The 24,928-nt window shown below is 73.5% G+C and carries 25 protein-coding genes and 1 pseudogene; 11 read left to right on the forward strand and 15 right to left on the reverse strand.

Annotated elements, in window-relative coordinates:
* Nucleotides 1-45: 45 nt before the first annotated feature.
* On the reverse strand, nucleotides 46-2,178 hold the full coding sequence (locus NRK68_RS36085; RefSeq protein ID WP_257858387.1) for an MMPL family transporter: 2,133 nt from the start codon (nucleotides 2,176-2,178) through the stop codon (nucleotides 46-48).
* Between the two features lie 183 nt (nucleotides 2,179-2,361).
* Between NRK68_RS36085 and NRK68_RS36090 the strand changes: the two genes are divergently transcribed.
* Complete coding sequence (locus NRK68_RS36090; protein ID WP_373024839.1) at nucleotides 2,362-2,805, forward strand: MarR family winged helix-turn-helix transcriptional regulator; 444 nt, start codon at nucleotides 2,362-2,364, stop codon at nucleotides 2,803-2,805.
* Between the two features lie 83 nt (nucleotides 2,806-2,888).
* Here NRK68_RS36090 and NRK68_RS36095 read toward each other — a convergent pair whose 3' ends face one another.
* The 6 genes from NRK68_RS36095 to NRK68_RS36120 form a co-directional block, all read right to left on the reverse strand.
* On the reverse strand, nucleotides 2,889-3,344 hold the full coding sequence (locus NRK68_RS36095; RefSeq protein ID WP_183068735.1) for a VOC family protein: 456 nt from the start codon (nucleotides 3,342-3,344) through the stop codon (nucleotides 2,889-2,891).
* Between the two features lie 83 nt (nucleotides 3,345-3,427).
* Complete coding sequence (locus tag NRK68_RS36100; RefSeq protein ID WP_183068734.1) at nucleotides 3,428-3,823, reverse strand: nuclear transport factor 2 family protein; 396 nt, start codon at nucleotides 3,821-3,823, stop codon at nucleotides 3,428-3,430.
* 201 nt (nucleotides 3,824-4,024) lie between these two features.
* On the reverse strand, nucleotides 4,025-4,612 hold the full coding sequence (locus NRK68_RS36105; protein ID WP_183068733.1) for a hypothetical protein: 588 nt from the start codon (nucleotides 4,610-4,612) through the stop codon (nucleotides 4,025-4,027).
* A 190-nt stretch (nucleotides 4,613-4,802) separates the two neighbouring features.
* Entirely contained in the window at nucleotides 4,803-6,095 is a 1,293-nt protein-coding gene (locus NRK68_RS36110; RefSeq protein WP_257858390.1) for a HEAT repeat domain-containing protein, read from the reverse strand.
* 125 nt (nucleotides 6,096-6,220) lie between these two features.
* Complete coding sequence (locus NRK68_RS36115) at nucleotides 6,221-6,736, reverse strand: hypothetical protein (RefSeq protein ID WP_183068731.1); 516 nt, start codon at nucleotides 6,734-6,736, stop codon at nucleotides 6,221-6,223.
* An 87-nt stretch (nucleotides 6,737-6,823) separates the two neighbouring features.
* Nucleotides 6,824-7,594, reverse strand: a complete 771-nt coding sequence (locus NRK68_RS36120; RefSeq protein ID WP_183068730.1) for a MerR family transcriptional regulator — start codon at nucleotides 7,592-7,594, stop codon at nucleotides 6,824-6,826.
* A gap of 74 nt (nucleotides 7,595-7,668) precedes the next feature.
* Here NRK68_RS36120 and NRK68_RS36125 point away from each other — a divergent pair, with 74 nt between their 5' ends.
* A complete protein-coding gene (locus tag NRK68_RS36125) occupies nucleotides 7,669-8,202 on the forward strand; it encodes a DoxX family protein (RefSeq protein ID WP_257858391.1) in 534 nt (177 codons plus the stop codon).
* Here the strand turns inward: NRK68_RS36125 and NRK68_RS36130 are convergent.
* Nucleotides 8,153-8,476, reverse strand: coding sequence for an antibiotic biosynthesis monooxygenase (locus NRK68_RS36130; protein ID WP_257858392.1), 324 nt, complete (start codon nucleotides 8,474-8,476; stop codon nucleotides 8,153-8,155). The two genes, NRK68_RS36125 and NRK68_RS36130, sit on opposite strands and share 50 nt — an antisense overlap.
* A 283-nt stretch (nucleotides 8,477-8,759) precedes the next feature.
* On the opposite strand from NRK68_RS36130, the gene NRK68_RS36135 reads away from it, so the two are divergent.
* Entirely contained in the window at nucleotides 8,760-9,719 is a 960-nt protein-coding gene (locus NRK68_RS36135) for an MBL fold metallo-hydrolase (protein WP_183068728.1), read from the forward strand.
* Between the two features lie 108 nt (nucleotides 9,720-9,827).
* Here the strand turns inward: NRK68_RS36135 and NRK68_RS36140 are convergent, their stop codons facing one another.
* Together NRK68_RS36140 and NRK68_RS36145 are read right to left on the reverse strand one after the other, a co-directional pair.
* A complete protein-coding gene (locus NRK68_RS36140) occupies nucleotides 9,828-10,211 on the reverse strand; it encodes a hypothetical protein (protein WP_183068727.1) in 384 nt (127 codons plus the stop codon).
* Nucleotides 10,212-10,302: 91 nt separating this feature from the next.
* Nucleotides 10,303-11,337 carry a C40 family peptidase gene (locus tag NRK68_RS36145; protein WP_257858393.1) on the reverse strand — a complete coding sequence of 345 codons (1,035 nt, stop codon included), beginning with the start codon at nucleotides 11,335-11,337 and terminating at the stop codon, nucleotides 10,303-10,305.
* 182 nt (nucleotides 11,338-11,519) lie between these two features.
* On the opposite strand from NRK68_RS36145, the gene NRK68_RS36150 reads away from it, so the two are divergent.
* Nucleotides 11,520-12,515 carry a rhomboid-like protein gene (locus tag NRK68_RS36150; RefSeq protein ID WP_257858394.1) on the forward strand — a complete coding sequence of 332 codons (996 nt, stop codon included), beginning with the start codon at nucleotides 11,520-11,522 and terminating at the stop codon, nucleotides 12,513-12,515.
* Here the strand turns inward: NRK68_RS36150 and NRK68_RS36155 are convergent.
* Together NRK68_RS36155 and NRK68_RS36160 are read right to left on the reverse strand one after the other, a co-directional pair.
* Nucleotides 12,499-13,359 carry an alpha/beta fold hydrolase gene (locus NRK68_RS36155; RefSeq protein ID WP_257858426.1) on the reverse strand — a complete coding sequence of 287 codons (861 nt, stop codon included), beginning with the start codon at nucleotides 13,357-13,359 and terminating at the stop codon, nucleotides 12,499-12,501. The genes NRK68_RS36150 and NRK68_RS36155 overlap by 17 nt on opposite strands.
* Before the next feature lie 288 nt (nucleotides 13,360-13,647).
* A pseudogene (locus tag NRK68_RS36160) lies at nucleotides 13,648-14,058 on the reverse strand (hemerythrin domain-containing protein); the annotation flags it as partial.
* A gap of 202 nt (nucleotides 14,059-14,260) precedes the next feature.
* On the opposite strand from NRK68_RS36160, the gene NRK68_RS36165 reads away from it, so the two are divergent.
* The 3 genes from NRK68_RS36165 to NRK68_RS36175 all read left to right on the forward strand — a co-directional run bounded on the left by NRK68_RS36165 (nucleotide 14,261) and on the right by NRK68_RS36175 (nucleotide 16,587).
* Nucleotides 14,261-15,154: a LysR family transcriptional regulator gene (locus tag NRK68_RS36165; RefSeq protein ID WP_183068724.1), complete on the forward strand. Its 894-nt coding sequence runs from the start codon at nucleotides 14,261-14,263 to the stop codon at nucleotides 15,152-15,154.
* 474 nt (nucleotides 15,155-15,628) lie between these two features.
* Complete coding sequence (locus NRK68_RS36170; RefSeq protein WP_257858395.1) at nucleotides 15,629-16,303, forward strand: deoxynucleoside kinase; 675 nt, start codon at nucleotides 15,629-15,631, stop codon at nucleotides 16,301-16,303.
* A gap of 89 nt (nucleotides 16,304-16,392) precedes the next feature.
* Entirely contained in the window at nucleotides 16,393-16,587 is a 195-nt protein-coding gene (locus NRK68_RS36175; RefSeq protein WP_257858396.1) for a hypothetical protein, read from the forward strand.
* A gap of 184 nt (nucleotides 16,588-16,771) precedes the next feature.
* Here NRK68_RS36175 and NRK68_RS36180 read toward each other — a convergent pair whose 3' ends face one another.
* Complete coding sequence (locus NRK68_RS36180) at nucleotides 16,772-18,247, reverse strand: sialidase family protein (protein WP_257858397.1); 1,476 nt, start codon at nucleotides 18,245-18,247, stop codon at nucleotides 16,772-16,774.
* Between the two features lie 399 nt (nucleotides 18,248-18,646).
* On the opposite strand from NRK68_RS36180, the gene NRK68_RS36185 reads away from it, so the two are divergent.
* Both NRK68_RS36185 and NRK68_RS36190 read left to right on the forward strand, forming a co-directional pair.
* On the forward strand, nucleotides 18,647-19,639 hold the full coding sequence (locus NRK68_RS36185; protein WP_257858398.1) for a DUF4344 domain-containing metallopeptidase: 993 nt from the start codon (nucleotides 18,647-18,649) through the stop codon (nucleotides 19,637-19,639).
* Between the two features lie 116 nt (nucleotides 19,640-19,755).
* Nucleotides 19,756-20,466 (forward strand): DUF998 domain-containing protein, encoded by a 711-nt coding sequence (locus tag NRK68_RS36190; protein ID WP_257858399.1) that lies wholly within the window; start codon nucleotides 19,756-19,758, stop codon nucleotides 20,464-20,466.
* Between the two features lie 15 nt (nucleotides 20,467-20,481).
* On the opposite strand, the gene NRK68_RS36195 is transcribed toward NRK68_RS36190, so the two are convergent.
* On the reverse strand, nucleotides 20,482-21,705 hold the full coding sequence (locus tag NRK68_RS36195) for a hypothetical protein (protein WP_257858400.1): 1,224 nt from the start codon (nucleotides 21,703-21,705) through the stop codon (nucleotides 20,482-20,484).
* A gap of 425 nt (nucleotides 21,706-22,130) precedes the next feature.
* Here NRK68_RS36195 and NRK68_RS36200 point away from each other — a divergent pair, with 425 nt between their 5' ends.
* Nucleotides 22,131-22,871 carry a ferritin-like domain-containing protein gene (locus NRK68_RS36200; protein WP_257858401.1) on the forward strand — a complete coding sequence of 247 codons (741 nt, stop codon included), beginning with the start codon at nucleotides 22,131-22,133 and terminating at the stop codon, nucleotides 22,869-22,871.
* A 183-nt stretch (nucleotides 22,872-23,054) separates the two neighbouring features.
* On the opposite strand, the gene NRK68_RS36205 is transcribed toward NRK68_RS36200, so the two are convergent.
* Nucleotides 23,055-23,459 (reverse strand): aggregation-promoting factor C-terminal-like domain-containing protein, encoded by a 405-nt coding sequence (locus tag NRK68_RS36205; RefSeq protein ID WP_446459234.1) that lies wholly within the window; start codon nucleotides 23,457-23,459, stop codon nucleotides 23,055-23,057.
* A 554-nt stretch (nucleotides 23,460-24,013) separates the two neighbouring features.
* Between NRK68_RS36205 and puuE the strand changes: the two genes are divergently transcribed.
* Entirely contained in the window at nucleotides 24,014-24,922 is a 909-nt protein-coding gene (gene puuE / locus NRK68_RS36210; RefSeq protein WP_257858402.1) for an allantoinase PuuE, read from the forward strand.
* Nucleotides 24,923-24,928: the final 6 nt, after the last annotated feature.

Below are 24,928 nucleotides of genomic sequence, written 5' to 3' on the forward strand. Positions count from 1 at the left end.
CCTGGGGGGTATACGCAACCTTTCGGACCGCGCCGGTGTGGACGGTCAGCCGGCGGGGGTCCCTACCGGCAGGGGCCGGTCCGCGGTGGGGCGGGCCAGGGTGCTGGGCCACCAGGCGCGCGGGCCGATGTCGACGACGAGGGCGGGGACGAGCAGGGAGCGCACGACGAGGGTGTCCAGCAGGACGCCGAAGGCGACGATGAAGGCGATCTGGACGAGGAAGGCCAGCGGGATCACCATCAGGGCGGCGAAGGTCGCGGCGAGGACGACGCCGGCGGAGGTGATGACGCCGCCGGTGGTGGTGAGCCCGCGCAGTACGCCCGCGCGGGTGCCGTGGGTCAGGGACTCCTCCCGTACCCGGGACATCAGGAAGATGTTGTAGTCGACGCCGAGGGCGACCAGGAAGACGAATCCGTAGAGGGGTACGGAGGCGTCGGTGCCGGTGAAGCCGAGCAGGTGCTCGAAGACGAGGGCCGAAACGCCGAGGGTGGCTGCGAAGTTGAGGGCCACGGTGGCCACCAGGAGGACCGGGACGAGCAGGGAGCGCAGGAGCAGGACGAGGACGAGGACGATGATGGCGAGGACGACCGGCACGATGACGGTGCGGTCGCGGGCGGCGGTGGTCTGTGTGTCGTACTGCTGGGCGGTGTAGCCGCCGACCAGGGCGTCGGCGCCGTCGACGGCGTGCAGGCGCTGGCGCAGCCGCTGGACGGTGTCCTTGGCGGCGTCGCTGTCCGCGGCCGCTTCCAGCGTCGCGTCGATGCGCACCCGGCCGTCGACCACCAGGGGGGTGCCGGGGCCGGGCCGTCCGGTGGTGGTGACGGGGGCGGCGGAGGCGACTCCGTCGGTGTCCTGGGTGACCGCGGTGACCTGGGCGGTCCGGTCGGCGGTGGCGATGATGACCGTCGGGTTGCCGGAGCCGCCGGGGAAGTGCCGGCCCAGGGTCTGCTGGGCGGCGACCGAGGGGGCGTCGCTGACGAAGATCTCGTCCAGCGGAACTCCCCTGGAGGACAGGCCGGGTGCGAACGCGGCCAGGGCCAGGAGGACCAGCGCGGTGGAGGCCCACACGCGGCGCGGGGCCCGGTCGATGAGGGCGGCCGCCCGGCGCCACACGCCGTGGCCGCCGCCTTCGGCGCCCGCGGGTCCGGGGGTGGCGGGTCCGGGGGTGGCGGGCCAGTAGGCGGCGCGGCCGGTGAGGACCAGGACGGCGGGCAGGAAGGTGAGGGTGGCGAGCACCGCGCAGAGGATGCCGATCGCCCCGACCGGGCCCAGCGCGCGGTTGTTGGTCAGGTCGCCGGCGAGCAGCGCCAGCAGGCCGAGGGCCACGGTGGCCGCGCTGGCCGTGATCGCGCCGGCCGAGCGGCGCACGGCCGTCCACGCGGCGCGCGTACGGTCTTCCCCGCGGGTGGCGAGTTCCTCCTTGAAGCGGGCGGCGAGGAGCAGTGCGTAGTCGGTGGCCGCGCCGATGACGAGGATCGACAGGATGCCCTGGACCTGGCCGTCGACCCGGACGATGTCCCGTGCGGCCAGCCAGTACACCACCGCGCAGGACAGGCCGAGGGCGAAGACGGCCCCGAGGATGATCATCAGGGGGAGCAGGACGCTGCGGTAGACCAGCAGCAGGATCAGCAGGACCGCTCCGAGCGCCACCCCGAGCAGCAGGCCGTCGATCCCCGAGAACGCGTCCGCCAGGTCGGCCTGGCCGGCGGCCGGGCCCGCGATCTGTGCGCTGGTGCCGGGCACCTGCCGGGCCGCCGCGCGGACGTCCTCCAGGACGGCGGGCAGTTCCTTGCCGAGGTTCGGTGCGAGCGGGACCACGGCCTGCAGGGCGGCGCCGTCGGCGGAGGCCGTGGCCGGGGAGGGGGTCCCGGCGATGCCCGGCCGGCCGGCCAGGGCCGCGACGGCCCGGGTGGCGGCCTGCTGCCGGGCCTCGTCCACGCGGCCGCCCGGGGCGGTCCACAGCACGATGGCCGGCACCGTCTCGGACCGCTCGAAGGCCTTGCGGGCCTGCAGCACCTGGGTGGATTCGGCGCTGCGCGGCAGGAACGCCGCCTGGTCGTTGGTCGCGACCTCGCCCAGCCTGCCCGCGTAGGGGCCGAGCATCCCTCCGATCGCGAGCCAGACCACCACCAGTACCAGGGGGATCGTCCGGCGTACCCGGCGTGAAGCTCTCACCATGTCCGTCCTCAGAACACACCGACTATGTCAGCGATAAAGTATCTCAATCATTGAGAGATCTTATGCTGAGGTATGCGCAGCGCCGACGCCCCCTCCCAGACACCCCCGACTCCGCCTTCGCCCCCGCCCCCGTCTCCGTCTCCGTCCCCGTCTCCGTTGTCTGCGTCCCAGGACCCGGGCGGGCTGCAGGCCTTCGCCGTCCTGCTGCGTCATATGAACGCGGAGTTCAACCGCATCACCCAGGAGTTCGCGCAGGCGCAGGGGCTGCACCCGACCGACGTACAGGCCCTGATCGCGATCCTCGACGCCGACCAGGACGACGCCGAACCGGGCCCGATGACCCCCGGGCGGCTGCGCAAGCGGATGAACCTCACCTCCGGTGCGGTCACCGCCTGTCTGGACCGGCTCGAGAGCGCCGGCCACATCCACCGGGTCCGGGCCGAGGACGACCGCCGGGTGGTCCATCTGCACTACGCGCAGGCCGGCCGGACCGCGGCCCGCGACTACTTCCGCCCCCTCGCCGACGCCACCGACACCGCACGGCGCCGGTTCACCGACGACGAACTCGCCACCGTCGTGCGCTTCCTCGCGGAGATGAACCGTCAGCTCGACCTGGTACGCCGGTGAGGTGAGCCGCGTCCGGGCGGCGGCTCGCGCAGCACGGCCGCTCGCTCGGGTCGGGTCGGGTCGTCGGGTGGGGTCGGGGCGGGTCAGGTGGGGTCGGGGCGGGTCAGCTGCTCGGCCAGTCCGACGATGACGCCGTCCGGGCCGCGGAGGTAGCAGAGCAGATAGCTGTCCTCGAACCGGGCGATCTCACCGACGAGTTCACCGCCGTGGGGGCGCAGCCGGGCGACGGTGTCCTCGATGTCGTCGACGGCGAACATGACGCGGTGCGTGCCCACGATGTTGTGCGGCCGGTTGCGCGGCCCGGCGCTGATCGCCGCGGGGCTGCGGTACTTCGCCAGTTCGAGCCGGCTGTGGCCGTCGGGGGTCCGGAGCATCGCGATGTCGCAGCGGACGCCGTCGAGTCCGGTGCACCGGTCGGCGAAGAGGCCTTCGACCTCTCCCCTGCCCTCCAGTTCCATACCGAGTTCCACGAAGAACGCGACGGCGGCGTCCATGTCCTCGACCACGATGCCGACGTTGTCCATCCGCTGAATCGCCATGCCGGTCTCTCCTTCTCGGCGTTCTCCGCGTTCTCTGCGTTCTCAGGTCCCCCCACCACGTGACCCGTGCGGCTGTTGCCCGGTCACGGCGCGTGTTCGGCCTCCATGGGTTCGACGAAGGCGGCCCGCCACTCGGGGCGCGGGTCGGCGCCCGGGCTCGTCCAGTACTCCCGCCCGCGGACGATCCGCCCGTCGCGGACGGTCCAGAACGACGCAGCCCGGAACACCCCGACGCCTTCGTGCGGGACCTCGACCTCGGAGACGACCTCGGCGCCGTCGGCGACGATCCGCAGCACGCGGATCGCCCAGCCCTCCGGGTACTCGGAGTTCACCGCGACGTAGTTCCTGCCGCCCACGATGCGTTCGCCGCTGACCGGCCACTCCACGACGGCGTCCTCCGCGACCAGCCCGGCGACACCGTCCCAGTCCCGCGCCTGGATCCGGTCCCACAGCGCTGCCACCACTCTCAACGGCTCCATACGCCACACCCTGCCAGACACTCCCCCGACGGGCGCCCTCCGGACCCGGCGGAGCCCGGCTTCAGCGGCCGAGCGGACGGCGTTCGGAAACGGGGCGTGACTCCTGGGCGGCGGGGTCGTTGGACGGGGAGGTCAGCGAAGTACAGGAGGGCCCCGAGGCGACTCGGGGCCCTCCTGCTGTCTGCGTCCGCGCGGCGCCCGTCACCGGTCCTGGGCGGTCAGCAGGAGTACCAGGGCCTTGGACCGGGTGGTTCCGAGCCCGGCGGCCACCGTTTCGGCGGACACACCGTCGTCCGCCAGCGCGCCGGCCGCCTCCCGCCCGACGCCGGCGGCGATCCGCTCCAGCACACCGACGGCGCGCAGCGCCGCCATCGGTGCGTCCTCGGCGGTGGCGGACAGTTGCTCGGCCACCGTGACCAGGAGGGCCGCCAGCGGCTCGGGCAGCGGGGCCGCCTTGTCGCGGACGAGGGACAGGTGGGCGTTCCAGTCCGCGAGCGGTCCGGTGAGGTCGACGTCCGCCTCGTACAGAGGCCGGTCGCCGATCGCGGCCCAGTCCAGCAGGTACTCGGCGGCACCCCGCCATCCGCACGCGCACACCGCACGGAGCGCCTCGGCGCGCGGGCCGCGGTGCCGGCGGCCGTCGTAGGCCGACCAGTGCGTGGTCGACGGCATGTTGGGGCCGCTCCCCACGTCGAAGTACACCGGCCCCGGCTCGCCCCCGTCGACGAGGACACCCACCGCTCCCGCGTGCGCGTCCCCGAACTCCGCCGTCCACCAGTCCCATTCCACCGGCGTACCTCCCTCCGACACGTTCCCTGCGACACCCTGCCCCGCCCCCGTGCCCGCCCGACACCCCCGGCCGCCCAACAACGCGTGCAGTTGCCCCGCCCGGTACCGGCGGCCGGGGGCCCTTTCGGGCTCAGGCCCTTCGGGCTCCGGCCTTCCGGGCTCCGGCCTTCCGGGCTCAGGCCTTTCGGGCTCAGGCCGATGTCACCTCGTCGCGGCGCCACTGGTACCGCCACGCCACGTCGAGGCAGGCCATCTCCTCGGCGCGGAAACCGGGGCGCGGCGGGCCCAGCCGGTCCGCCGCCTCCACGCACCGCTCGTCCTCGTGGAGTGCGAGCCCGTACACGGCGACGAGCCGGACCCGGCGCAGCGGGTCGTGGAGGAGGGCCGCCATGGCGTCGGCCAGGGCGGGGTCGCCCTTGACGGCATGGGGGCGGGCGGTCTCGCCGGCGCTGTGGCAGGCCGCGATCCGTACGTCGGTGTCGTCGTCGGCCAGGAGCGTGAGGAGTGTGTCCCGGGCTTCGCCGGACAGGTGCGCGGGCTTCCCGCGCGTGCCGAGGCCGCCGGCCACCGCTTGCCGGACCCCGGCGTCGGGGTGGCCGGCGTGGGCCAGGAGGGCGGCTTCGGCGCGCGGTCCGGCGTACGAATGCAGGCCGTGCAGCAGCTCTGCGAGGACGGTGGTGTCCGTCTCCCCGGCCGACCAGGCGGTGAGGGCGGCCACGGCGTGGGCGGCGAGCTCGTCCTCGGGGTCGTCGGAGAAGAGTTCGGTCAGCCGCATCAGCTCGGCGCCCAACAGCCGGTGCGAGGGGTCCGGGTGCGTGCGCAGGGCCGTGACGGCCGTCCACGTCTGCGGGTCGCGCCGGTGGGACAGCAGGATGGTGGCCCGTGACCAGGCGGTGTGGTCCGGGTCGTGGTCCAGCGCCCGTGCCGTCAGCTCCTCGAACGTGGCGCGGATGCCGAGGAGTTCCTCCAGGTCCGTGAGGATCGCCCCGTGCCCGTCGCGTACGGTCCTCGCGCCGAGGGTGAGTTCACCGACGGTGTGGTGGCTGTCGTCCTGGACCCGGGTCCGGACGGTCTCGTCCTGTGAGCCGGTGCGGCGCCGCAGTTCGGCCTCGGTCCCCGCCTCGTACCAGCTGCGCGCGAGGTCCCGCATCTCCCGCAGCTCGGAGGCGGGGTACCTGTCGCGGAGGCTGTGGTTCAGGAGGGCTTCCACCAGCGCGGGCGAGCCGAAGTCCACGGCTTCGCGCAGGGACGGCAGCTCGTGCGGCGCGCACCGCCCGGCATCGGCGCCGCCCAGGAGCAGCAGTTCGGCGAGGTCCCCGCGGAAGGCCCGGACGGCGACGCCGAAGGCCTCGGACACCTCGTCGTAGTTCTTGTCCGCCTCCAGGAGGCACTTCACCAGGAAGGTGTCCCCCGCCCGGACGGCGGCGACCAGGGGAGGCTCCGCCCCGTCGCCCGCACTCCCGCCGGCATCCTTCACGTCCATGCCGTCACTCCCCCGACTCCCCTGGCGCCCCCGGCTCTACCGGCGCGTTTCCCGCGGGTCAGTCTAGATCTGTCCGGATCTTCCCCTCGGCCGCCGGGAGCGGGCGGTCCGGCGGGGCGGCCGGGTCAGGCGGGGGCGACCTGGAGGTGGTAGGTGGTGTCGACCCAGAAGCCGTCGTGGGCCTTCGCCTTGATCTCCAGCACGTACTCGCCGGGCTGCAGGGGTGCGATGCCGGCCCAGAGGCCCCAGCTGAAGCGGCGGGTGAGCCACGAGGTGCGGAACTGCGCGGTGTACTCCCGCAGGGGCAGGTCGACGCCGTTGAGGGCGGCCGTGGCCTTGAGGACGCACATGCTCTGCGGGGTCTTCGCGTAGAAGCGGTTGTGCTGCATGTTGAGCACGGGGAAGAAGAGGGGGCGTCCCGCGGGGACGGCGCAGCGGCGCACGACCCGCCCGCCGTAGGTGCCGGCGAGGAACCACAGGTCGTCCGGCTGCTTCCAGCCGGCGTGTTCGCCGGTGGTGTCGCTGACCGGGCTGCGGCGCTCCGGTGCGGACAGGGCCCATCGCCACCACCGGCCCGACAGGGCCCGGCCCTCCTCGTCCGTCAGCTTCCACTCGCTGTCGTTTGATCCCGAACCGCCCATATCTCCCTTCCCGGTAGCCCTGACCTGGGCATACTCAAGCAGGCGGACCCTACAGCACCGGTGCGGAGCCCCGAGCGGGGGCCGGGGTCAGCCTGCTGCGGGGGTGGTGGAGCCGCCGTTGCCGCCACCGCCGAAGTGGCGGGCCGACTTGGATTCCTGGGCCAGGCGGCGCAGGGCGAGCAGGGCGGGTTCGAGGAGGACGGAGACCAGGACGGCCCGTTCGGCCTGGGCCAGCAGATCGCGCTCGCCGTGCATCTGGCGCACGTCCACGTCGGCGATGCTGTCGGCGAGCCGGGCGTACGGCAGCAGGCCGCGCCAGTCGATGTCCGCGCCGAGGTCGCCGAGTGCGGCCAGGACCTCCGCCAGGGTGTGTGCGGCGGGGTTGCCCGGGGAGACGTCCCACTCCATCTCGGCGATCAGCATGCGGGCGTCGGCCAGGCCCGCCGGCACCGGCGCCTGCGTCGGCACCGGCGTAGGCATCGGTGTAGCCGTCGGCTCCGATCCCGGCTCCGTCCCCGCCACCGTCTTCGCCTTCGCCTTCGTCTTCGTCGGGGGCTGTTGCGTGCCGGTGTGCTCCTCCAGCGTGGTCGGGCGTACGCCGAGCACGATGCCGAAGACCTGGTGCAGGTCGTCCTGCTCGGCGGTGATCGCGTCCAGGATCTCTTTGGTCGCACCGATCGACAGGCCGCGGATCCCGATCAGGGTGCGGATGAACCGGAGCCGGTGGACGTGGTCTTCGCCGTAGTCGGCCTGGTTGGACGCGGTGGCGCGCCCCGGATGCAGCAGCCCTTGCCGCAAGTAGTGCTTGATCAGCGGTACTTGTACGCCGGTGCGGCGGCTGAGCTCGGAGACCTTCATGCACCCACTCTCTCGTCAATGGATAGCGGATAACGCTATTATCCGTTCTTACCGACCGGAAGGATCCTCCTCTCATGTTCGGCACACTCATGCTCATCGCCGTCCCCGCCGTGCTGTTCCGGCTGCTCGGCGCACTCGGCGTCGGACGGTTCGCGACCTGGCGGATGTCCGTTCTGCACGGCCTCGCGGTCATGCTGGTGTTCACGGCGAGCGCGCACTTCGCCCCGTCCGCCCTCGGCCCCGTGCCCGGCCACCACGACCTGGTCGCCATGGTCCCGCCGTTCGTCCCCCTCCCCCGCCTCGCGGTCTACGCGACGGGTGTGCTGGAACTCCTCGGCGCCGCCGGACTCGTCCTCGGCAGAACCCGGCGGGCGGCGGGACTCGGCCTCGCCGTGCTGTTCGTGCTGATGCTCCCGGCCAACATCCACGCGGCCGTCGAGCACATCCCGTTCAACGGGGAACCGGCGACACCGCTGTGGTTCCGGATTCCCGAGCAGGTGGTCTTCATCGGCGTCGCCCTGTGGGCCTGGCTCCCGCAGGGCCGGCCCGGCCGCCGGCCTAGCGGTCCGACCGAGGCGCGCTCCCCGGGGCGAGGGACGCGAGTGTGAAGTGCCGTACCCGAAGCGGCGCGAGGAGGTACTCGTCCTCGCCCGGCAGGACCACGGGGCTGCTGCGCCAGTGCTCGCCGGCGTAGCCGGCCAGGTCCTGCTCGCTGCGCCAGCGGCTGACGTACACCAGTGAGTCGGGCGGCGCGAGCAGGACCTCGTGGTCCACGAGCCCCGGGTAGCGGCCGGGGAACTCCCGCACCGCAGAGACGATCATGTCGTGGAACGCCTCGAACCGGTCAGGACGTACGCGTGCCTCACTCACCCTGATGATCACGGGCACCAGGGTGTCAGGCATCCGGTCGCGGCGCCATGGGTGCGGCGGGAGTTCGAGCCGTCAGCAGGCGCAGGCCGAGGTCCGCCCGTCGAGCCCGGCGAGGTGGCGAGGTGGCCGGTGCACACCTCGACGAGCGAGTCTCGGCGGGAAGGCGTGACGCGCGGCGCGTGACGTCATGCCGCGCGTAGCGTGTGGTGCGGGCGGGGAAAACCGCAGGCCGTCGCGGGCTCCGGCCGTTACGATCGGCGCCTCACCCGATCACGGCCGTCCGACGGAGGCACCGATGGCACCGGCCCCTGCGCGGACGCCCGCCCATCCCGAACGGCTGGAGCGGGGACATCCGTTCCGGCAGTGGAAGACCTGGCGGATACCCGGTACCGAGCTCACCCTCACCGGGTACTCGCGCGCCAACGACAAGACGTTCTTCGTCGTCCCGGAGCTGCGGTGCGCGCTGGACGCGGGGCTGGCGGAAGGACGGCAGCCGGAGACCGTCTTCCTCACCCACACCCACCACGACCACTCCAAGGACCTCGACCACCTCGCCGCCAGGCCCGGCGGTGTCGACATCCACCTGCCCGCCGCGGCGGTGCCGTACGTGGAGTCCTTCCTGCGGGCCTCGGCCGAGCTGAACCACGGCGCCGCCTACGACCCCTCGCTCGCCGCGGGCTGCCGGCTGCACGGGGTCCGCGGCGGTGACGAGTTCACCTTCGGGCGGCGCGGGCACCGGGTGCGGGTGGTGGACTGCGTCCACAAGGTGCCGTGCGTGGGGTACGCCTTCTCGGAGCCCCGCAAGGTGCTGCTGCCCGAGTACGAGGAGCTGCGGCGCGGCCTGGTGGGGCAGGGCCGGGGTGCGGAGTTCGGCCGGATCCTCGCGGAGCGCCGCAGGGAGGGCGTACAGGTCGAGCGGGAGGTGCTCAGGCCGTTGTTCGCGTTCCTCGGGGACACCCATGTGCGTGTCTTCGAGGAGAATCCGTGGCTGTTCGACTACCCGGTGGTCATCACCGAGTGCACGTTCCTCGACGACGCGGAGCTGGCGCGGGCCGACCGGGTCGGGCACACCGTGTGGAGCCGGCTGAGGCCGGTCGTCGAGGCCCACCCGGAGACCCTCTTCGTCCTCACGCACTTCAGCCTGCGCCATTCGGACCGGGACGTGCTCGACTTCTTCCGCGACGAGCGGCCCGGCAACGTGCTGCTGTGGGCGCATCCGGAGAGCCGGCTGCCCGAGCAGCACCAGCACGGCTGACGGCTGAACACGGCTGAGTACGGCTGAGTACGCCTGGCAGGCCCCGCCCCCGGCCCCCGGCGGCGTCGCGCCGACGGGGCAGGGGGGCGGGGCCGGTTGCTCAGAAGGTCAGCACTCGCGCAGGCCCGGCGCGGGGTCGACGGAGGTGTGGACGTCGACGGCCGGGACGTTGCCCCACTGGCCGTTGTCCAGCTGGGTCCAGTACCAGACGTTGTTGCCGCCGGCGTGCTGGTCGCCGCGGCCCCAGCACTGGAACCAGCTGGGGCTGGTGTTCAGCGGCCCGCGCACCGCGGAGTTGTACCGGCGGTGCTCGTAGCCCTTGGCACCGACCCGGTTGCCGCACCACAGCTTGCCGTCGGCGCGCACCCCGCACTCGGCGGCCGCGCTCCGCCCGGTGGCGGGCGCGGCCGCGGCGGGGCCGGTCACGGTGGCCATGCCGCCCGCCAGCGCGGCGACGGCGAGCCCAAGAGCGATCTTCCTGCCTGCGTACATGGTTCCTCCTCGGTGAACGGCTCCCTCCGGAGCCGGGATGCGATGGATACGGAGTGGGGTGGAGCGGGGTGGAAGGGGGGGAGCGGGGTGTTCAGGGGCAGGTGTCTACGCCGTCCAGCCAGGCCGGGCCCTTGATGTAGATGTTGGTGATCCACGCCCCGTACTCGGGCAGGTAGGACCAGGCGTCGTTGGTGTAGCCCTCGGCGGTCACGGGTTCGGCGTGCTTCTGGCATGCGATGCGCACCGTGGTCGGGCCGGGGAACTTGTGCACCCGCTCGCTGGTGGTGGACGGCTCCTTGTGGGTCCACACGTCCGTGCCCCAGGTGCTGAACGTGCCGGGTGCCGTCGCCTGCGGCGCGATGCGGACCGCTCCGGCGTAGTCGCCCCCCAGCCGGACGTCGCTGACCATGATCCGGGTACCCGACTCGCGGGCCTCGACCATCTTCCCCGCGCCCAGGTAGATGGCGATGTGGTGGATGGAGCCCCCCGAGCCCCAGGCCAGCAGGTCGCCCGGGAGCAGCGGCGCGGTGCCCTGGGCGGCGGTGAACCGCTGTTGTGCCTGCGGTGCGTGGAACTGGTGGTAGGCGTTGCCGGGCAGCGGGTCACCGCCGGCCGCGCGGTGGTAGGCGTAGCGGACCAGTCCCGAGCAGTCGAAGCCCAGCCGTTCCGGGTCGTGTGCGCTGTCGGGGTCGCTGGGGTCGACCTGGCCGTACGTCGGGCCCGGCTGGGGTCCGTGGCCGCCGCCCCAGGTGTACCAGACGCCGATCTGCTCGCACGCGGCCGCCACGGCCTTCTCGGCCACCGCGGAGGCGCCGGGGGCGAGGGTGCGGCACTCCCCCGCCGCTGCCGCCGTCCTCGCCGTGTTCGGTGCCGCGGCCGGGGTGGCGGCGCCGGCGCCGGGTGCGCCTCCCCAGGTGGCCAGGAGGGCGAGTGCCGTCGCCGCCGTCACCGCTGCGGCCGCCGTCCTGCGCATCGTCATGTTCCGGTCCCCCGTCTCGTCGGTACCCGTCGTACCCGCCGTGCCCGTCGTGGTCGTGTGGTCGTCGTGCTCGTCGTGCTCGTCGTGCTCGTCGTGCTCGTCGGCTCCGAGACTGTTCCCCGGCGCGGCCGTGTGTCGAGGAGGCACGGGTCGCCCCTTGCGAACGGGAAACGGGAAACTTCCGGGAAACCCGCTCCCACCAGGCGTTTTGAGGAGCCGTCAGCAGGTGGCGCGGTGGGTGCCGGAACCCGGGCGCGGTGATCGGCATCCCCTTGAGGGGCCGGTCCGGGACCGGCCCGTCCTCGACCCGATCTGGAGAATGCCGCGGTATGAACCGTCCGTCACCGACCGGTCTTCCGGGCGATGCGCTCCGCGCGCTGCGGGAGTATCCGCGGCGTGCGCCGCTGACCCTCGTCTATGTCTGTGTGCTCCTGGCGGGCCACGCCTGGCTGGGCTACGTGCTGTCCGCCGAGCGGGCGGCCGGTGTGCTGGAGTACGTCAGCACCAACCTGGACAATCTGCGGGACCATCCGCTGTCCGCGCTGGCCGGCAGTGTGCTGTTCTTCGACGGGACACTCACGGATGTCGCCTCGCCCGGCTTCGTGGGCACCTTCATCACGCTGGGCCTCGGGGTGTGCTGCTTCCTGGCCCGGGCGGAGTACCGGTGGGGGAAGCGGCGTGCCGTGGCGGTGTTCCTCGGCGGGCATGTCGCGGCCACCGTGCTGACCGCTGTCGTCATCGTCGTCGCGCTGCGGTACGGCTGGTATCCGGCGGCCGTGCGGGAGTCCTTGGACTTCGGGATCAGTTACGGTGCGCAGACCGTGCTGGCGGCCGGGACCCCGGCGCTGCCGCGCCGCGGCCGTCTGCCCTGGGCGGTGTTCGTGCTGGCGTGGCCCCTCGGGGGTGCCGAATGGCCCGGTCCGCTGCCGGACTTCACCACCGTCGGCCATCTCATTGCGGCGCTCATCGGCTTCGCCCTGCCGGCCGTCCCCGCTCTCAGGCGTCGCCGGGTGCGCGGTGCGCGGTGCGCGGCCGCCGGCGGCGCCCGGATCACCGGCCCCGGGGCACTGGGCGGGGTGAAGGACGCAGTCGATGCCGGCCAGGCCCTCGTGGAGTCCGCGCGCTCCCCGGGCGGGACGCTCCTCGGGGTCGCGGGCCAGTTCCTCGCAGATCCGCATCGCTGCGCCGCGGCACCGTTCACCGGCCCGCCCCCCTCTTCCGCAGATTCCGGCCAAGGTGACACCGGGGCGTCGGGCGGGCGGGTGGGGGCGGCGGGCCCGCCCGGGTCGGGGGGCCTGCCGTGGGCGCTCAGCGCGGGGGTGTGATCGCGGCGAGTTCGCCCAGAAGGCGGGCCGCCGGTGCGGGGTCGGTCAGCCACTTCAGGTGGCTGCCCGCGAGGGTGCGGACGTCGTAGGGGTTGTCGGGGGTCAGCTCGTCGCCCTCGCGGATCAGGCGGTCCTGGGCGGCGGGGGTCAGGCTGGCGTCGTCGGCCAGGCGGACGTAGGTCCTGGGGATGCTGCCCCAGGTCGCGGCCTGTGCCCGGTCGGCCGAGGTGCCGACGTCCAGGTTCTCGTCGGGCTGGAAGGTGTTCAGGAAGGTCAGGAACTCCTCGTCGGTGCCGTCGGCGAGGAAGGCCGACTTGAACGCCGCGAGCGCGTCCGGGTCCGCGGTGCGGAAGTTGACGCGGAGCAGGCCGAGGTCGGCGGGGTTGCCGGCCAGGGCCGAGGCGAAGGCGGCGGGGTCGACCGTGGCCATCTCCGGTTCGGCGTAGTAGTCGTTGACGTCGAGCCGGACCGGGCACCAGGCCGAGACGTAGACGATGCGGTCGATCAGGTCGGGGCGGGCGTTGGCCGCCGCGGTGGCGGTGATGCCGCCGCGGCTGTGGGCGACGAGGATCACGGGTCCGTTCCGCTTGGCCCGTTCGAGGATTGCGATGAGGTGGGCGGCGTTGTCGGCGAGGGTGACGCCCTTGATCGATCCGGGTGCGGTGGCGAGCCCCGCGGGGTCCTGCGGTGACTGGTAGGCGCGGGTGTAGGTCGCCCGGAATCCGTGGCCGGGCAGGTCGACGGCGACCGAACGGTGGCCGAGGAGGCCGAGTTCGGCCTGGAGGGGTGCGAAGGAGAAGGAGTTCGCGAAGGCTCCGTGGACGAGGACGAACGTGGGGTGCATCGGTGGGCTCGCTTTCCGGCCGGCGACGCGGGTGGTGCGCCGGCCCTGGTGTGGTGTCCGCGGACGGGTGTGTCCGGGGGCTTGGCCGTCATGGCGGCCGTGGTGGTCCGGCGGGACCGGTGCGGTGTCCGGTCTCCAGCGGTCGGGGAGGCGGTGTGCCGTGGGCTCGCCGGTGGTGTCCAGCAGCCACGGCAGCAGGGGTGCGTGGCGGTGGAGGTGCCGGGTGTGGACGCGGGTGAAGCGGTCCCACTGCCGGGGTGTCAGCGCCCGCCGGACCAGCGGGAGGGCGCTCTCCTCCTCGTGCTTCAGGTGGCCGGCCAGGCCGCGGGTCAGTGCGTCGGCGAGCTGGCCCAGCCGCACCGCCCCGGCGGTGGGGTCGGGGCAGGGGCCGGTCAGGCTCGCGTCGATGGCGCGGATCACCGTGGCGACGGCGGCGTGCTCGGCCTCCATCACCTCCAGCAGTGCCAGCTCCTGCGGCCGGCCGGCCAGGTTCTGCCGCAGCGGCGGCCACAGGGCGTCGTCCTCGGCCGTGTGGTGGGCGTGAAGGGCCTGCTTGAACAGGGGCCATCCGGCGGCGGTGGCGAGCACCCGCCGCGGGTCGTGGTCCGCGGTGGTGGTGATCCGGTCCAGATGGGCCAGTTCGCGACGCAGGGCGTCGTGCACCGCGTACAGCACGGTCAGGTCGACGCTGTCGCTCATGTGCGGTGCCAGGAGGCGGCGTTGCGCGCCCCGGCGGGGGTGTCGGCGGGGCGCCCGATCCGGTCGGGCCGTGGGGGCGGGTGGTGGTGCACGCGGGACTGCATGCCTCCCACGGTCCTCCGGCCCGCGCATATGATCAAGGAACATCTGTGCGTGGTTCGATAACCGCCGGGTTATCGACGAAGGGCCGGGGAGGGAGCGGGTGGAGCTTCGGGACATCGAGATCTTCCTGGTGCTGGCCGAGGAACTGCATTTCGGGCGGACCGCGCAGCGGCTGCACGTCTCCCAGGCGCGGGTCAGCCAGGCCATCAAGAAGCAGGAGCGGCGCATCGGCGCCGAGCTGTTCACCCGTACCAGCCGTACGGTCCGCCTGACGGAGGTCGGGCGCCAGTTCCGCGACGATCTGCAGCCGGTCTACGCGGGGCTGCACGACTCCCTGGAGCGGGCGCGGCTGGCGGCCCGCGGCATCACCGCGCAGCTCCGCGTCAGCCTGCTGCCGTTCAACCTCGTCGATCTGCACCCCTATTGGAAGGTGTTCCGTACGCGGTATCCGCAGTGGGGGCTGCGGATCCGCCAGGCGACCTTCACCGATGTGTTCGGGCAGCTCCGCAGCGGCGCCATGGACGTGGTCGTGGCCTGGCTGCCGGTGGAGGAGCCGGACCTGACCGTCGGGCCGGTCCTGTGCACGGACTCGCGGATCCTGGCCGTGGCCGCCGGCCACCGGCTCGCGGAACGGGAGTCGGTGCCGCTGGAGCTGCTCGCGGACTTCCCGCACGGCACCGCCCTGGACGTGCCGGACTACTGGGAGGACAGCTATCTGCCCTTCCACACCCCGCGGGGCCGGCCGATCGAGCGCATCGAGTCCGCGGCCTCGGACAACGCCGACGAGCTGATCGGCCATGTCGGCATGGGGGACATCGTCCACACCTTCCCCGGGCACGTCACCCGGTACTGGGGGCTGACGAACATCCGGTGGATCCCCCTTCCCGACATGGGCACCCTGCGCTTCGCTCTGGTCTGGCGCACCGAGGCCGAGAACGACCTCGTCCGGGCCCTGGCGGCCACGGTGCGCGATCTCGGCGTACTCCGCTTCTGACCCGGCCGGGCCGGGCGGTCATGGCAGGTGTGCCGCTGCTCCCCTGTCCAGGACGGCCGAGACGGCGGTGAGGAGCCGGTCCTGTACGGCGCCGGGCGCAGGCCGGCGGTGTGGGCGGGCGCGGCCCGGTCCGTGTGAGGCCCGCTGCCCCCGCGGCCGGGGCGTGGCATGGCGGAGCGTGGCGTGGTGCGTCGTACGGCGAAGCGCTGGTCGGCGCGGGTGAATCGTCATCTAAGATTCAAGCTGGCCGCGGGGCCGGGGCTCGTCGCAGTGCGCGGCGACCGCGGAAGGGCCAGGCCGGCCGGTCGATGAGAGCGGCCCGCGTCAGGGGTTCCGGGTCCGGTCCGGACGGGGACCGTCTGACGCTGATCATGAAGCTCCCGGGGAATCGCGTGCCGTCGGCGTGCGTCTCAGTGGTGTGAGATGCCCAGCCCGCACGCCCACGCACATATGACCGCCGGGGAGAAGTGAGGTATGGCAGTGATCTGCGTCGGAGGCATGATCGGGATCGGGAAGACGAGCGTCGCCGAGCTGCTCGCGAAGGAACTGGGCAGCGAGGTCTTCTACGAGAGCGTCGACGACAATCCGATCCTTCCGCTCTTCTACACGGCGAGCCCGGAGGAGATCCAGGCGCGGCGCTACCCCTTCCTGCTCCAGCTGTACTTCCTGCAGACGCGGTTCGCCTCGATCAAGGAGGCGTACAAGCAGGGCGACAACATCCTGGACCGGTCCATCTACGAGGACTGGTACTTCGCCAAGGTCAACCACGACCTGGGCCGGATCAGCTCCCTCGAGATGCAGGTGTACGAGGGGCTGCTGGGCGAGATGATGCGCGAGATCGACGGCCTGCCGTACCGCAAGGCTCCCGACCTCATGGTCTACCTCAAGGCGGACTTCGAGACGGTGCTGCACCGGATCGGCCTGCGGGGCCGGGACTTCGAGCAGGACGAGGGCCTCATCGACTACTACCGGACGCTGTGGTCCGGCTACGACGACTGGGTGCACAAGCACTACTCGGCCAGCGAGGTCCTCGTCGTCGACATGAACAGCACGGACGTCGTGCACAACGCCGACGACGCGGCCCGCGTGGTGCGGGAGGTCAGGGACGCCCTGGCCGCGGTCAGGCGGAACGCCCCGGCCGGTCTCTGAGCGAGGTGGCCGCCTCCCCCGCGCGGGGGAGGCGGCCACGACCTGCGGACGATGCCCGCGGGCCCGGCGGGCGGAGACGATCACGGCACATGCCGTCACCGACCGGAAACCGGAGCCTCACCGTGCTGAAGTGGACCCTGCGCGCCGCCGTCGTCCTCGCCGTCGCCGCCGCGATCGCCGCCCCTCTCGCCGTGCCCGCCCCCGAAGCGACGCCCGCCCCGGCCGCCGCGGTGGCCACGCCCGCCACGCCCGCCGCCGCCGAGCCGGCGGCACCGCGGTCCTGACCGCTCACCGCCGCCCCGGGGGCCGCGGTGAACAGGGGGACGAAGGGCTCACCCAACGGCCTGTGCCTCGGCAATCAGGAACGGCTCCACGTCGCGCGGCGCCGGCCCTGCAGCGGCAGTGCAACGGCAACGCCGCCCAGACCTGGTACGTCGGCTGAGCCGGGCCCGGCAGGCCGCCGGGCCGTCACCGGGTGCTGAGCGGGGCGGTGTACACGTCCGTACGGTTGTGCGGTGCGTCGGAGCGGGTCTCGGTCAGCACGGCCCTCACTCCCCTGCCGTCCGCGGCCAGGCCCTGGTAGTCGCCGAGGAAGTAGCCCCCGGCGAACGGCGCCTGCAGCCAGTCGAAGACCCGTGAGATCCGCCGTTCGGTCCGCCGCCCGGGCTCTCCGTGCGGGAGCAGGGCCAGCTGGTACGCGGTGGGCAGGGTGGTGGTGTCGCCCGGCTCGAGGAAGCGCAGGTCGTAGTAGGTGAGCGCGACCGTGCCCCGCTCGTCGACCGCGATCGACGGGGAGAACGCCGGCACGCCCTGGGGGCTGATCAGCTCGGGACTCCCCCAGGTGCGTCCGCCGTCGGTGGAGCGCACGAGCTGGACGGCGTCGAAGTCGCCGCCGGAGAAGTCGGAGCCTTCGTAGGCCGTGTACAGCGTGCCGGTCCGCGGGTCGACGGCCGGACTGGGCAGGGTGGACGCGGCGCGCAGCTGCTTGGTGGGGTCGTTCGGGTGCACCTCCGGTACGGAGGTGTCCCGGGCGACGGTGGTGGGGGCGCTCCAGGTCCGGCCGGCGTCGGTGGAGGTGACCATCTGGTAGTGGGCTTCGGTGACGGTGCTCAGGTCGTCGGAGTAGGTGATCCGGTCGAAGAAGTCGTACAGGGTGCCGGTGCGCGGGTCGACGACGATGACGTGGCCGATGGTCTGCGTGTTGGGCACGGCGGCGGTGTCGACGAACGGGCGTGCCGGGCTCCAGGTGCGGCCGCCGTCGCGGGTGAGGGAGATGTAGCCGGGACCGTCGAGGGAGCCGGGGCCGGGCGGGTCGTTGTCGAGGCGGTTCCAGACCTGGTAGGCGGTGCCCTTGCGGACCGGGTCCGCGGTCAGGGAGGGCTTGTCGTTGAAGAACGGCTGCTCGTCGACGTGGGTGGTGGTGAGGTGGTGCCAGGTGCGGCCGCCGTCGCGGGAGGTGGCGGTCAGCAGGGCGCTGCGGGTGCTGCGGGTGAAGTCGACGCCTTCCCCGCTCGCGTAGACGGTGCCGTCGGGTCCGGTGCTCACCCAGGGGTCGGAGGCGCGTTCGTAGTCCGCGCCGCCCGGGGCGCACAGGCTGAACGGCAGCGTGCTGCGGTGGAAGGTGCGGCCGTCCGTGGTCCAGGAGGCGACCAGGCCGCGGGCGGCGCCGTCGTTCCAGCGGTCCTGCTGGTAGACGGTGACCACGCGCCGGGGGTCGTTGGGGTCGACGGACAGGTACGGCTCCACCTCGGTGCCCGGGTGGACGACGCTGTCGGGGGACCTCGCGCCGACGGTGCAGCGCGCGTACGGGTCGCCGTGGGAGACCCGGGTCAGTGGCGCGGCATCGGGGGCGGGGTCGAGGTCCGCCGCCGCGGGGGTGGCGCCGGTGGCCGTGACGAGCAGCAATGCGGCGGTGACGGCGGTCAGGGGCGGGACGACGCGCATGCGGGATCTCCTGCCGGGCCTCGGCGGCCGGGGTACGGGACCCGCCGTGGCCGGCGGGGGCGGGGGCGGGGGCGGGGACGGTTGGACGGCTCCGCCTGGTGTTCTTCGGCGTGGTGACGGGCGGCCTTGAGGGGCCGAACGGCGGGGTCTCCCCCGCCGCCGGCCGGCCGCGCGCCGGCCGCGACGATCCCTCCTGTCCGGGGCTGCGGCGGGCGGCGGGGCGCCCTGGGGCCGTGGTGGGCCGCTGGGCGTGGTGGCCGCCGGGCGTGGTGGGCCGCTGGGCGTGCGTGGGCCGCTGGGCGGTGGGGCGGGGGGTCGCCCGGACGGGTGGCTCGGCGGGCGGCCGTCCGCGGGCGGCCGCAGGATCGGTGCGGGAACACGCGACGGGAGCCGACCAGGATGCCGAACACCACCGGTTGCTCGAAAAGGACGCGTGCCGTCCTGTCAGGGGTACTGGTCCTCGCCTGCGTCGCCGCCACCGGGTGCGGCGGTACGGCCCGCGACACCGGGCAGGGGGCCGCGGCCGGGCCCCGCCCCCAGGCGGCGCGCTCCGGCAGGGTCACCGTCGTCTACGAGGACAGGACCGTCCAGCCGCAGGACCGGCAGGTGGTGGCGCTGATCCGGAACTCCCGGGTGCTGGAGCGGTCGGCCGACTGGGTGAGCAGGTCCCTCGCCCTCCCGCACGACTTGGTCGTCAGGGTCACCGCCGACGTGCCGCCCGGTGTCACCGACGCCGTCACCCAGCCCGACGGCAGGACGATCTACATCCCGCCGGCGTTCCTGGCGCAGATCGAGAAGGCTCTCGCCGATGTGGTCAAGACCGTGGAACGGCCCGCCCCGTTCCCGGCGTCGCAGTACAACACCGATGACCTGACGGTGCTGTCGACGGAGTTCATCTTCGGTCACGAGATGGGGCACGCCCTGCAGCGGCAGTTCCTGCTGGCCAACCTCGGCCTCGAAGAGGACGCGGCCGACGGCTACGCGTCCTTCTACACCGTCAACGAGGTCGGGCCGGGCCCCTCGCTGGCCGCCGCGATCCTCTTCGACGAGATCGCCCGCAAGGAGGGCCGGCTGACCCTGGAGGGTCTGGCGAGCGACCACCCCGTCACCCAGCAGCGGGTCTTCAACTTCCTGTGCTACCTGGAGGGCAGCGACCCGGCGAAGTACAAGAAGCCCCTCGTCGACGGCGGTTACCTCCCCCGCACCCGCGCCCCGCTGTGCCCGCAGGCGTGGGCGATGCTGGACTACGGCTGGTGGACCCAGCTCCAGCCCCACTTCAGTGCGGCGTTCACGTCCCAGGGGGACGAGCGGCAGAAGAAGGCGCACGCCCACCTGATCGCGGCGACCAAGGACTTCGCGAAGCAGCTCGACGAGCTCCGCCGCGCGCAGTGAGCCCGTCCGGCAGGGGCCGGGAGCACCGCTGCCTCACCTTGTTTCCCCGGGGGCGATGATTTCGGTGTCCGGCGCCGGTCATAGGTGTGTCGAGTTCCTGATGAGGAAGGCCCGCCATGACCGTGTCCCGGACGCTCAGCACCCGTTCCCGCGCCTCCCGTACGGCCGCCGCCCCGCACGTCCTGCGCGTCCTGCGCGTTCCGGGTCCGGCGGGAGCCGCGGCGGTGTGGTGCGCCGTCGCCGCGGGGCCGCTGTTCCTGGTCACGGGCATCGTGCAGGGGGTGGTCCGGGACGGCTTCGACTTCACCCGGAACGCGATCAGTCAGCTCGCGCTCGGCCAGGCGGGCTGGGTCCAGACGGTGAACTTCCTCGTCACCGGTGCGTTGTTGGTCGCCGGGGCGGCGGGGCTGCGGCGGGTGCTGGGGCGGGGTGCCGGGTGTGTGTGGGGGCCGGTTCCGGTCGGGGTGTTCGGTGTGTCGTTCTGGGCGGCCGCCGCGTTTCCGGCGGACGCCGGGGCGGGCTTTCCCGCCGGTGCTCCCGACACGGCCGTGCTGAGCGCGCAGGGTGCCGTCCACATGGCGGCCGGAACGGTCGGCTACCTCGCCCTGTGCGGTGCGTTGCTCGTCCTGGCCCGTCCGCTCGCCGAGCGGGGCCACCGCGGGTGGGCCGTCGCCTCCCGTCTCGTGCCGGTGGCCGTGCTCTGCGGGTTCGCGGCCTCCGCCGTCTCCGTCCTGGCCTTCACCGCCGGCGCGGGCCTGGGCCTGGTGTGGCTGGCCGCCGTGGCCCTGCGTCTGGGCACCGGCCCGGCGGCGGCCGTCCGGCCCTGATCCGCCGGACACCCGCTAGCGGCGGTAGCCCCTGCGGGGGTTTCTGGTTCTGCGGGGGTCGAAGGGGGTGAACCAGGCGGCCCGGCCGAGGCCGGCCGGGCCTGTGAGGTCGTTGCGGAAGAGCATGAGGACGTCTTCGTTGCGCAGCAGCGGGTGGGAGAGGTCGTAGTCGTCTTGGTGGTGCGGAAGGGTGTGGTGGTCGTCGTCCTCGCAGAGGTCCTCCAGGTGGACGGGAACGTCCTGGACGGCGAGGTGGAGGGCCATCGCCTCGGCGGTGCAGGAGGGGTCGGGCCAGTGCCCGCCGGCGAGGTCGCCGGCCAGGTCGTCGAAGGCGCGCGCCATCCGCCGCCGCCAGCGGTGGTCGGCGCTCCAGGTGAGTGGGGGCAGCCGGTGGAAGACCTCCAGCGACGCGGGGCCGGCGTCGGGCAGCAGGCGGTCCGCGAGGTACTGGGCGTCGTCGTAGGCCTGGTCGGCGAGGACGAGCAGGGCCGTGTGGAGGAGGTCGGCGGTGCGGGGGGTGAGCTGCCATCGGTGTGTGCCGGGGTGCCGGCCCGCGGCCGTGCCCGTGCCCGTGCCCGCGGCCGCGGCCGTGTACGGGTGGTCGCGGGGGGCGAAGAGGGCCTCGAAGTCCGGTGTCCGGAACGCGGAGGCGGGGGCGGGTCCGCTCCACCGGTCCGGCGGACGTGCGGCACCGTGGTGGGCCGGTCCGGCCGCGTCGCCGGGACCGGGTACGGGGCCGGGTATGGGGCCGGGTACGGGGCCCGGTGCGGGTCCCGGTGCGGGGCCGGCTTCCGGTGCGGGGCCGGGTTCCGGTGCGGGGCCCGGTGCGGGTGCGGGGCCGGGTTCCGGTGCGGGGCCGGGTTCCGGTGCGGGGGCGAGGGTGTGGAGTTCCGCGGTGCTCCGGTGCTCCAGGGTCCGGGTTCCGGCGACGTCGCCCTGCGCGGTGAGGGCAATCATGGCGCCGATCAGGTCGCGCGGGTCGTCGTCGCCGCGCTCGGACGCCGGCAGCGGCTGCCATCCGCGGTCGGCGGCGGCGTGCAGGAGCGCGTCCTCGTCGGTGACGCGGTACTCGTAGGTGTGCGTGACGCGTATGACCGTGCCCCGCCGGCTCCGGGACCGTGAACGGGGCGGGCTGGTGAACGGCGAGGCGAGCAGGAGCGCCCTGCGTCGGGGGTCGGGGGGCTGCGGCGGGTGGACGACCAGGGCCGGGGCGGACTGCGCGTAGGGGGGCTGGTGCATGTTCGGGCTGTTCCTCACGGGGCGGGTCGGCGGGGGGCGGCTGGGGTCGTCGCGGGGCGGCGCGGGGCGGCGTGGGGGCCGGTCGCGGGGGCGCGCCGTCAGCGTGCGCCCGTAGTCATGGACGGGGAACTGCCCTCGGTCAGTTTCAGCGGCTTTCCGGAGCCGTCGGCCGGTACCGCGTGGACGAAGGGCCTGTCCTGCTCCGCCCGGCCGTGGACGACGGTGGTGTCGTGGAGTCACGTCCGGGCGCAGGGCGGTGAGTTCGCGGGTGGTGAGGTGGCCGGAGGCAGCGTAGCGCCCTCTGCGCGGCGTGCGGCGGCTGGATCCGACCGGCCGCCGCCCGGTGGGGGCTCGGGGCGTTCTGTTACGCGGCCATGACACCCCCACGCTTTTGAACGCGATCAACATTCGCTAGGTTCTTGAACATGATCAAATCTGGGTACGGTTCATGGGTGCGGGAGTTCGAGGCCGAGCGGGAGCGGCGGGCGGCGCTGGGCGACCCGGACTGGGGCAGGGGCGCGCGGTTGCCGGCGGAGATCGTCCGCAGCATCCAGAAGTTCCAGGTCGGCGAGGACGGTGACGGCTCCGCGCTGTGCCGCAAGGCCGATCTCGCGGGTGATCCGGTCTACTCCGAGGCGGTGCGGCTCTTCATCGCCGAGGAGCAGAACCACGCCCGGATGCTGAAGCTGCTGCTGGAGGCCGGCGGGGCCGGCACCCTCGACGGGCACTGGAGCGACGCGGCCTTCGTCCGGGTACGGCGGCTGCTCGGGCTGCGGGTGGAACTGTTGGTGCTGATGATCGCCGAGGTGGTGGCCCTGGGGTACTACCGGGCACTGCGCGACGGCTCGGCCGATCCGCTGGCCCGCGAGGTCGCGGGCCGGATCCTCGCGGACGAGGAGCGGCACGTCCCCTTCCACTGCCTGCGCCTGCAGGAGGGCCTGGCCCCCCTGCCCCGGCCGGTCCGCGGGGCGGTGACGGCCGGGTGGCGCGGGCTGCTGGCGGGCGCCGCCGCCCTGGTCGCGGTGGACCACGGCCCGGCCCTGCGGGCCTGCGGGGTGAACCGCCGCGCCTTCGTCGCACAGACCCTGCGCGCCTCGGGGTGGATGGCCCGCGCGATGTCGGGAGGCCCGGTCCCCGCACCGGCGGAAACGCGCACGAGGGTGTGACCCCGCCCCCGGGACGGGCGGCCGGGGACGGGAGCGGGCGGCCGGGGCGGGGCGGGGGTGCCCCGCCGCTGCGGCGGGCGCCGCCGGGCCGCGCGTATCCGGGCGGGTGCGCGAAGACGCCCCGGCCGGGAGGTCCCGGCCGGGGCGTCTTCGTGGTGTGCGTCTTCTGCTGCCGGCGACGGCTTAGTACCAGTGGTTGGCCTGCCAGAAGTTCCAGGCGCCGACGGGGCTGCCGTAGCGCTCGTTCATGTAGTCCAGGCCCCACTTGATCTGGGTGGCCGGGTTGGTCTTCCAGTCGGCGCCCGCGGAGGCCATCTTCGAGGCCGGCAGGGCCTGGACCAGGCCGTACGCGCCGGAGGAGGCGTTCGTGGCGGTGTGGTTCCAGCCGCTCTCACGGGAAACGATGTTGTTGAAGGCCGCGAACTGCGCCGGGTCCTTGATCATCTGCTGCGCGATCGCCTTGGCGCTCATCGGGGCCGCCTGGGCGGGGACCGTGGCGAGCATGGAGCCGGCGACGCCCAGGGCGACGACGGTACCTGCGAGGGTCTTCTTGGAGGCGGCGATGCGGCGGATGACGGCGTTGGACACGGAGGTTCCTTCCACAGGGGACTGGGGCGGTCGCGGCATGCCTGGGGCATGCGTGAGCCACTCACGCGGTGGAGAGGGGTTCGTCGGCGGCGGGTGAGGAACCCGTGCCGCCCGGCGACTCATCCAGTTCTACCGACGCCCCACCGCCCTGGCAACGACCGCCATTACTAGGGGGCTTCGCAGTCGGGGCCGCCCGGCCCGGTGCGGGGCGGAGTGGGGTTCGCGCAGGTGGGAGCGGGGCGGGAGGGGCTCGCGGCGGGCCTTCGGGGTCTACTATCCCGGTTCGTGTGTGACGTGAGTCCTATGGGGCGGCTCACCCCCGGGGCGCCCGAATCTCACCGAGTGTCACCACATGTACCCCTTTGGGAGACCGGGCCGCATGTCTGAATTGCACCGGAATCGAAGGAAATGCACGGTTCGTGGGTGGTGCATTCAGGGGTGCGGCGGATACGGACCCGGGCGCGGGCCCGTGCCGGGCCGACGGTGCGGCCGCCGGTACGGCGCGGGCGTGTGTTCCGCGGCGGGGGCGGGTGGGCGGCGGTAGGGTGCGGGCCGTGTCCGAGCAGCAGCGTGACCTCGCCGGCTACGGCGCCGAGCCACCGCACGCCGCGTGGCCCGGGGGTGCCCGTGTCGCCGTCAGCCTCGTGCTGAACTACGAGGAGGGCGGGGAGCAGAACGTCCTGGAGGGCGACCGCACCTCGGAGGGGTACCTCCACGAGATCGTCGGTGCGCCGCCCGTGACGGGCGGGCGCGACCTGAACGTGGAGTCGATGTTCGCCTACGGGGCGCGCGCCGGTTTCTGGCGCATCCACCGCACGCTCGCCGCGCACGGTGCGCCGCTGACCGTGTACGCCGTGGGGCAGGCCCTGGAGCGCAACCCCGCCGCGGCGGGCGCGATGGGGGCGGCCGGCTGGGAGGTGGCGGGCCACGGCCGGCGCTGGATCGACTACCGGCACGTGCCCGAGGAGGTCGAGCGCGCCGACATCGCGCGCACGGTCGAGACGGTCGGGCGGCTCGTCGGGCGGCGGCCGGTGGGCTGGTACACCGGCCGGACCAGTGCGAACACGCGGCGTCTGGTCGCCGGGGAGGGCGGCTTCCTCTACGACAGCGACGACTACTCCGACGACCTGCCGTTCTACACCGAGGCGGGCGGGCGCCCGCACCTGGTGGTGCCGTACAGCCTGGACGCGAACGACTTCAAGTTCCTGATCGTCCACGGGTTCACGACCGCGGACGACATGCTCGCCTATCTCGTGGACACCTTCGAGACGCTGCGTGCCGAGGGCGCGGAGCGGCCGCGGATGATGAGCGTCGGCATGCACTGCCGGATCATCGGGCGGCCGGGGCGGATCCGCGCGCTCGACGGGTTCCTGAAGCACGTCGCGGCGCGGGGCGGGGCGTGGGTCGCCACGCGGGAGCAGATCGCACGGCACTGGCTGGCCACGCACCCGCCCGCGGGGTGAACGCGT

It is taken from the genome of Streptomyces yangpuensis (assembly GCF_024666385.1).
In the GTDB taxonomy this organism is placed as follows: Bacteria; Actinomycetota; Actinomycetes; order Streptomycetales; family Streptomycetaceae; genus Streptomyces; species Streptomyces yangpuensis.